This is a genomic window from Vibrio sp. 2017_1457_13, from assembly GCF_030851525.1.
Lineage (GTDB): Bacteria > Pseudomonadota > Gammaproteobacteria > Enterobacterales > Vibrionaceae > Vibrio > Vibrio metschnikovii.
In genome coordinates, this window is sequence record NZ_VHTA01000002.1 from 416,081 (window position 1) to 423,956 (window position 7,876).

At 35.0% G+C, this 7,876-nt stretch carries 6 protein-coding genes and 1 pseudogene; all 7 read right to left on the reverse strand.

The window, feature by feature from the left end:
- Positions 1 to 31 precede the first annotated feature (31 nt).
- Complete coding sequence (locus FKN88_RS04455; protein ID WP_199249671.1) at positions 32 to 763, reverse strand: molecular chaperone; 732 nt, start codon at positions 761 to 763, stop codon at positions 32 to 34.
- 49 nt (positions 764 to 812) lie between these two features.
- Positions 813 to 2,213 carry a fimbrial protein gene (locus FKN88_RS04460; RefSeq protein WP_154170788.1) on the reverse strand — a complete coding sequence of 467 codons (1,401 nt, stop codon included), beginning with the start codon at positions 2,211 to 2,213 and terminating at the stop codon, positions 813 to 815.
- Between the two features lie 6 nt (positions 2,214 to 2,219).
- Positions 2,220 to 4,745, reverse strand: coding sequence for a fimbria/pilus outer membrane usher protein (locus FKN88_RS04465; RefSeq protein ID WP_154171218.1), 2,526 nt, complete (start codon positions 4,743 to 4,745; stop codon positions 2,220 to 2,222).
- 22 nt (positions 4,746 to 4,767) lie between these two features.
- A complete protein-coding gene (locus FKN88_RS04470) occupies positions 4,768 to 5,487 on the reverse strand; it encodes a molecular chaperone (protein WP_154170789.1) in 720 nt (239 codons plus the stop codon).
- 73 nt (positions 5,488 to 5,560) lie between these two features.
- Positions 5,561 to 6,091 (reverse strand): fimbrial protein, encoded by a 531-nt coding sequence (locus FKN88_RS04475; protein ID WP_154170790.1) that lies wholly within the window; start codon positions 6,089 to 6,091, stop codon positions 5,561 to 5,563.
- A gap of 239 nt (positions 6,092 to 6,330) precedes the next feature.
- Complete coding sequence (locus tag FKN88_RS04480) at positions 6,331 to 7,176, reverse strand: EAL domain-containing protein (protein ID WP_154170791.1); 846 nt, start codon at positions 7,174 to 7,176, stop codon at positions 6,331 to 6,333.
- Between the two features lie 333 nt (positions 7,177 to 7,509).
- Positions 7,510 to 7,740, reverse strand: a pseudogene (locus FKN88_RS04485) (Gfo/Idh/MocA family oxidoreductase); the annotation flags it as partial.
- Positions 7,741 to 7,876: the final 136 nt, after the last annotated feature.

Genomic DNA, 7,876 nt, shown 5'->3' on the forward strand with positions numbered 1-7,876 from the left:
AAAAGATTAATATTACTTGAGCATTACAAAGTTAATTCTTATTTTTTATCGTCATGCTGACTTCAGAACCTTGATCATTGATATAGTTTATAAATAGAGATTCTATTTTATTTCCCGAATTCCAATCCACTGGAATTTTAGAGAAAGGTTCAATCATACCATCATATAAAGAGTCTTTATCTCGCTCTGTTAATGTTAAAGAGGATATTGTTATATAAAATGGTGAATTATTTATTAAAATCAAATGACCATTATCAATTTCAAATGTTACTTTTTTTGGTATATCTTCAATCATTTTAAATAAATTTTCAGGCCGTAAAATTACTTTAATTTGCGTACGAACAGTAACCATTAGCACAGAACTATCTTCATCATTCATCGATACATCAGGTAAAGGAGGCACCTCATATATATTCAACCAATATAGTGTTTCTCTATCCTTCGCTACATTATCATCTACTTTAATCAAACGAATATTTTTAGACTCATCCTCAGCTAATCTAAAGATAGCAGGTAAAGGTATGATCGGTGAATCACTTTCTACCTCCGGTGAGCTACTAACATCGCCATTATCACTCCATAATTGGACTAATACTGGATACTTATTTTTATTGTAAATATATAATGACTGCTCATTTTTATCTAAGTTGTAAACAACTCGACTTGTCTCTGGAATAACCACAGCATAAGTAATATTAGAAAAAAATAAGCAACACAAAGATAATAAAAATAATATATTATGTTTATAAAATAAAATATTCAAAAAATAATTCTCTAATAAAATATAGGCTTATGTGAACAATAAAATAAATTTATTGTATTGATACTACAACCTCTGCAATAGCAATAACTTTGCCAGGACTGACCGCAACTGCAGGACTAAATTTAGATAACTTAACATCGTACTCAGCTCGATAAATACCTATCGGATCAGAATCTGAATTCAAACGATCACCTGTAATACCATACCAGCCATCCACATTGCCATTTCCCTTCCCGCTATCTATCGTTAACCAATTCATTGGTGTTTGGCTACCTGATGAAAACAGTTCAATTCCTACTCCTTTAGCGAAGTCATCTTGAAAATATGCATCACTGAAAAGCTTTTTCACCCCATTGCCACTTGTTAACTGTCCAAAATGCTCTGCAACACTCTTGGCAAAATTATTAACTTTAAAACCAATCGCATTACTACCAGCGCCTGTACCAAATTTTGCTTCATTTTCACATTCATAAATTACTTCAATTTTTCCGCTTCGATATTCACCAGCCTCTAACTCACTAGCACTGATAGAATCAAACACAACCGACGGCGTAACTTGACTAAAAATGCACCCTTTATACGATGTAAAGCCACCGCCGCCGCTGCCTCCTAAATGAGCATGAGTATTAGATAGCGTTCCAGGCACCCACTCACGATACGGCCATGAAGAGCATTGATAAGCAGAAATTTGACCTTCCCTACAGTTAGGTATTTGATTATTATAGGCATTATCTGGATGATGCGAGACTAAAAACGTCCATCCAAACGCATCAAAATAACCAAAATCTCCGAGATTTGGGGCGATATAATTGAGCGTAGTTCCATTAGATCTAACCACAGGTGTAGGACTAGCAATCTTCACATACTCCAATTGGACTGCACTAAAATTTTTAGCCTTAACCAGCAAGCGGCCATATTTATCCCGATCAAGCCCGTCCATTTTTTTTAATTGCCACTTATTAGTAAAATATTTACCCGTATCTACATGAAGAACTCGAAAACCAATTCTTTTTACAAAAGTCGTATTGGTATGTTCTGGTACCCTTGGATCGGTAACCGTATTACCTTGATAATCAGAATCCGTAAGAATAAAACCTTCATATAAATAAGGCTCCTCATCGGGTGTACATACAAAAAGGATCTGTTCAGGATCAAACCCTGAATAATTACCAAACTGAGTTAATGGTACTGGCCCACCATTAGCAATAGTTTCACCGACCGGTTGAATAAGATCAGAAAGAAGATTCACTTTCCCCATATTCAATCCACCACCAGATTGAGCACCAATCCAAGGTTTTACAATGCCGGCATCAGTATCAACTGGTGGCCAATCCGTTGGCCAATAAACATTAGAAGTGTTTGGCGTTCGCATACATTTCGCAAACACCGATGTACTTAGTTGTAACAAAATCAATCCAAATAATGCTTTCGTTGTTTTCGTTCGCATCATTTCCCCCTATCTATTATCTATTGTAGAACATACAGCGGGTAAGCGAAGTAATCGAACATCCGTTGCATATCCTGTTAAATCGTAGTTAAATTGACAATGCTGTTTGCGCCCCTCACCCCATACTAGGCGAAGCTTTCCTGTTTGTTCTGCTAAGCGAACATAGGCTAACCCAGCTTGTCCTACGGTACCTATATTCTCATCTTGATCACCCAAAATCTCAGCGCCTAAAGGTACAATCTCACCCGTAGCTAATTTCGTTGAGAACAGTACTGGCAAACCTTTACGCGTATCGTATTTTAAGCGTACAACCGCCCCGGCAGAAGGAATAACCACTTGCTGAGATTCGAGTAATTCAACATTGTCATCTATTGAGCCACTATCTAGCACTACACGATTACTGCGATAAGGAACTAAACTGGACATCAAACCATAGCCTTTACTATTTAACTCGGAGCCCCAGTTGTTTCTAACTTTAGCGCCTTGGGCATCAGCAGCTTCAATAATTGCAAAAGTTTCTCCTACAGATTGACCCAAGATCACTCCATCCTTATGCAACACAACCGCACCATTAGCTGAAGCGCTTATTTGACGATAATTATGCCCCTGAGAGTAATTCGCTCGAAGGTTAGCGATATTCGTTCTTTTACTCGCTGATGCTGAAAAACTATTACTCTCATAGCCATCCCCCCCTTGGTAACTAGTACTAATACCATAACTAAATGTTGGATCATTTTCTAACGTACCAGATAAGCCGATGTTAAAGTTGGAGCTGCCTTTATCGGTATGAGTGTAATTACTTGAAATAACCTGATGACCACTCCCTAGTGGAAGTGATAAAGATAAACCAAACACATCATTTTTATATGATTTAGCCGCTACAGTAGTCCCATCTAATTCTTTACTAGTATACATGCGTGAATAGTTTAATCCTAAATTAACTATTCCAATCTGCTTATAATAACTTAAATTATAGCTATCATCATCACCACGACCATTGCGATACTGTCGTTTTGTTGCTGATAAAGATAAACTTCCTGCGTCACCCAATTGTTGAGTCATATTTAAACTCATTTCTGTTTTTTGCAAGTATGATGCAGAACTAAATCCATACCCATAATTATTATCGAAATAATATCTTTGCTGAAATACATCGGTTAATTCTCGATATCCTTCAGTAGAATATTTATAACCAGCTAATGTAATTGCAGTACCACTACTAAATGCTCTACTATAGTTTAATCCAGCTCTCCAACCTGTATATAATTTTTCACCATAAAATCCACCATCGATCTTAGCATGAGAGTAAACCGCCGTTCCACCTAACGCGCCATAGGGAGTATTAATCACACTACCCGCACTTAAAGCTTGATAACCATCAGCTACTCGAATACCACTATTTAACGTCAACGAGTTAGAAAGTCCGATCTCATAAACAAAGTCAGCAAAATAATCATCATTACCCGTATTACGATTTTTACCTAATGATAGAGCATATTGCGCACGACCTGATCTCATAGAACCTGGGACTGCACTAAAAGGCACAATAAATGATGAAACCTGACCATTTGCTTCATGAACCTCAACCAACAGATCCCCTTGATAGCTTGTTGGAAATAAATCATCAACAACAAACGGACCCGCAGCAACAGTGGTTGTATAGATATCTTTTCCATCCTGTTTAATAACTACTTTGGCCGTCGTTTGTGCAATACCTCGAACGACTGGTGCAAAACCACGCTGAGATATTGGTAACATTCGATTATCTGTATGTAATTGAATACCAGTAAAAGCTAGACTACCAAATCCGATACTACGGGTTGATAGTTGCCCAACTCCCAATTCAGAGTAAAATTTCGGTATAGCTCGATTTGCATAAGTCCTAAACGATGTAAAGTCACTTCCAAGATCACTATGACGAACGCTAGAGTGATTACGAACACGCCATAGACCATAGTTAAAGCCTGAGTTTAAGCCTACGTAGGCCGAATCACGAGAACCTTGGCTATTTTCTGAGTGATAATAGTTACCATAGTAATTAGTAAATAATGCAGTTTCACCTGTATTCCAAGTTTCAGGTGAAGTGTATCCACGAGGTTTTCTATTTAAATATGCTTGAGGTACGGCTATATTAAGACGTAGTTTCTGTGCATTAAAATTATAAGTTGCACCTCTAACGTGCAAGCCTAAGTCACAAAACTCTACTGGTTCTAAGTAATCAGATAATACTCCTACCTTATTCAACCATAATGTATCATTTATGCACGGTAACGTTTCTTTATCATGTTCATGAAAAAACAATATTTCTCTTGATACAAATTGATCATTAATAAATAAATCAACCTGATACTTGCCTGAAGGAATATCAACTTGAGACACTTTTTTCAATGCTAAAGAATTATATCTACTGCCTAATAACAGTGACTCATCAAAGATATACTCTTCAGCCAATACATTGTAAGAATTTAATACGAACAGTGGAGAAATTATAATTATTTTTATATTACTCCAAAAAGAACCTCTTATTTTTAACATACTCACCGGCAACCTCGTAAACTTAGAACTTGACTTCCTTTTCATTTTTAATTATCGCCCCAAGATCATTGATAATCGCAAATTCAATTATAACGTCTTCGCCTCGATTAATATTGACATCATTAATAGGAATTATAATTCTGTCAAAAGGCGGCACCATATCAGGAATGAATTTTATTTGCTCATTTCTTAACTTAATGTATAGAGAATTAAATGAAACATAATATGGACTAGTATTTTTTATTTCTAAAGCTGGTTCTTTATGTAAAAAACTAAACTCTAGCATGTTAGATATTTCACTTTTATCCACAGATAATCCATCAGGTCGATAGAATAATTTCACTCTATTTTTCAACATAACAAGAAGTTTGTTATCTTGTATATCTTTACTTACTGATGGAATTTGTAGCTCATTTAAATAAAAAACACTTTCTCTATCATTAGGTAATGAATCACCTATATAAACTAAACGTACACTTTGCCCACTATTTGCACCAATTTTAAAAACAGAAGGAAGAATTATGAAAGGAGCATCAGAGTTATCGGGAGTCGAATCTATGTTTCCTTCATCTACCCATAATTGAACCAAGCTGGGATAAGAATCATTATTTTTAAATTGAATGTTTTTTTCTTTCATATGAGCAGGATATACAACTCTACTTCCTGTCATTACAACACTAGCATTTAAGGTGCTACAAAAAAAAATTATTGTAGTCAAAATAAATATTTTAGAAATATTCACTATAGATTTCCCCTAAACTGGCCTACCCAAAAATGGATAGGCCTCTCAAGATATACGGAAAAATCCGAATAAATTATAGGTAAGTAATTGAGAACTGAACAGTACCAGTTACTGCACCTGCAGTTACATCAGCATCAGTAGCAACATACTGAACCGCATATTCAGCAGAACCTTCTGTTTCGCCTGCAATTACAGATGGACCTGCAACAGGTAGAGAATTGTTAAGATCAATCGCAGCACCTTCAGCTAGTAGTTGAAGAGCTACGTTTTCTGCTCCATCTGCCGCAATATTTTTCATATAACCATTTGTATCAACAGCATTGCCTACAAATTGAGTTTTCGCAGTCACAGCTGTTCCGTCACAGCCAGAAACACTCATAACAAACGTAGTCTCACCAGCGACATCACCCGCTGAAGCAAAGTCAGTGGTTGCAACAGTAGGTAATAATACAACTGGATTTGTATCATTACCGTTAATAGCAACTTGACAAGTCTGATCGCTCACTTCACCAATAAACGTAATATGGTTAGGACCAGCAGCAGCCATAGCTGATGAACCAAGAATAGCCGCACTTACCGCAAGAGCTAATGTATATTTTTTCATTTTTTTTCCTTAAGAATTCTTACTAATAAAAATATTTAACTAAAAAACCTAATAACATTAAATTTAACTAAAAAACCTAATAACATTAAAGGCTTAATTTTTAATATCACCGTTAAGTGACGATTGCATTCTACTAGTTAATCAGCTTCCTTCAATCAGGATTAGGACTACTCTTTTGTAGGATTTTTCTTAATAGGTAAATTGAAAGGATTATTATGAATACTTATCTAATATTATAACTAATTTAATATAGACAAATTACTTATTTTTAATTTATTAGAAACTATAAATTCAAGTGCACTCCTTTGTGATATTGGTGTACTAAAATAAAAACCTTGACACACTCTAACTCCTAAATTTCTTAATATATTTAATTGTCTTTCCGTTTCAACCCCCTCAATAACAAAATCCATATTTAATGATTCAGTCAACTTAGCCATAAATGAAATAAACATTATTTTTGATTTATTTTCAATATCATTTAAAATGAATCTATCTAATTTAATCTCGCTAAAGTCACAGCTTATTAAAGTTTCAAAATTTGCATCTTTAGTACCAAAATCATCTAGGCTAACACCATAACCCAAAGCACGTAGTATTTTTATTTTTTCAGATAATAATAATAAAGGCACTTCTTCACAGGAGTCTTCTAGCACTTCAATAATTAAAGTTCTTTTAGGAAAATTATACGTGGATAGTGATATATCAAGAATACTTATAAAATCCGGATCAGACAATAACCTTTTTGATACGTTAATAGAAATAGGAACTACCTCTTCACTTATTGAATTTTGTCTGATTAGGAACTCAATCACTTTATCTAGTAAAAATTTTAAAAGTTTCTTTTCTAACTCAGTATTTCTCATAAAAACTTTCATTAGCACATTCAACATAATATGTTTAGAGTATGGTTCTACTACTCGAGATAGTGCTTCAAAACCAAAAATACTTTGGTCAATAATATTAATTTTTGGCTGAAAAAAAACATCAACCACAGTTGATAGATCATAATTTATAATATGATCTATAATCCAACTATCTATCTCGCTAGAGTGATTTAATAAATTTACATTTCTTATAACCATTTGTGTACCAGCTAATCAATAATTACCATTGAGACTCTGATACTTTCCAAGCCCCATCACAATAGAAAGAGTCTTAAAACTATGTAAGAATAATCTTATTTATAGTAATGTTATTTTAAATTTAATATCACTTCTTATAGCATGGCATCTTAAAATTATAGAAGCCAGAAAATGAGAAAATCTCAATCGATGTAGATGAAAAATACAGTTGGGGAGTCATTGTTTAAATAGGAGAGACCTAAGAATTATAAAGTTGACCTAAAACAGATCAACTTTATACATGTTACTGATATAACTCACTTATCTTATCAATATCAGTCAACGCTAAATCTATTAGTACGATTCTACACGCACAGTTTCCCCGGTCTCGCTACTTTGTAGCGCCATCTCTATAAGCTGGATGTTTTGCAGCGCTTGCTCTGCGGGAACTGGATTATCGGTGCCAAGTCGAATCGCATCGGCCACGGCTTTAAAGTAGTGTTGATAACCACCGACTTCTGTCTCAATTAATTCTGAGCCTTGCTCGCTGTATAGTTGTCCATAGAGATATAAGTCTTCTTTTGCCTATTCAGGCAGGGCGTCCGCATGAATGGTTAGAATTTAGCCGCCAACTTAAATCCAGCTAACAAGACTTGCTCCAAGAAGCCGGGGTTCATCATGCAACGCTTCTGCTTCATTGGCACACTAATTTTGGTTGGCT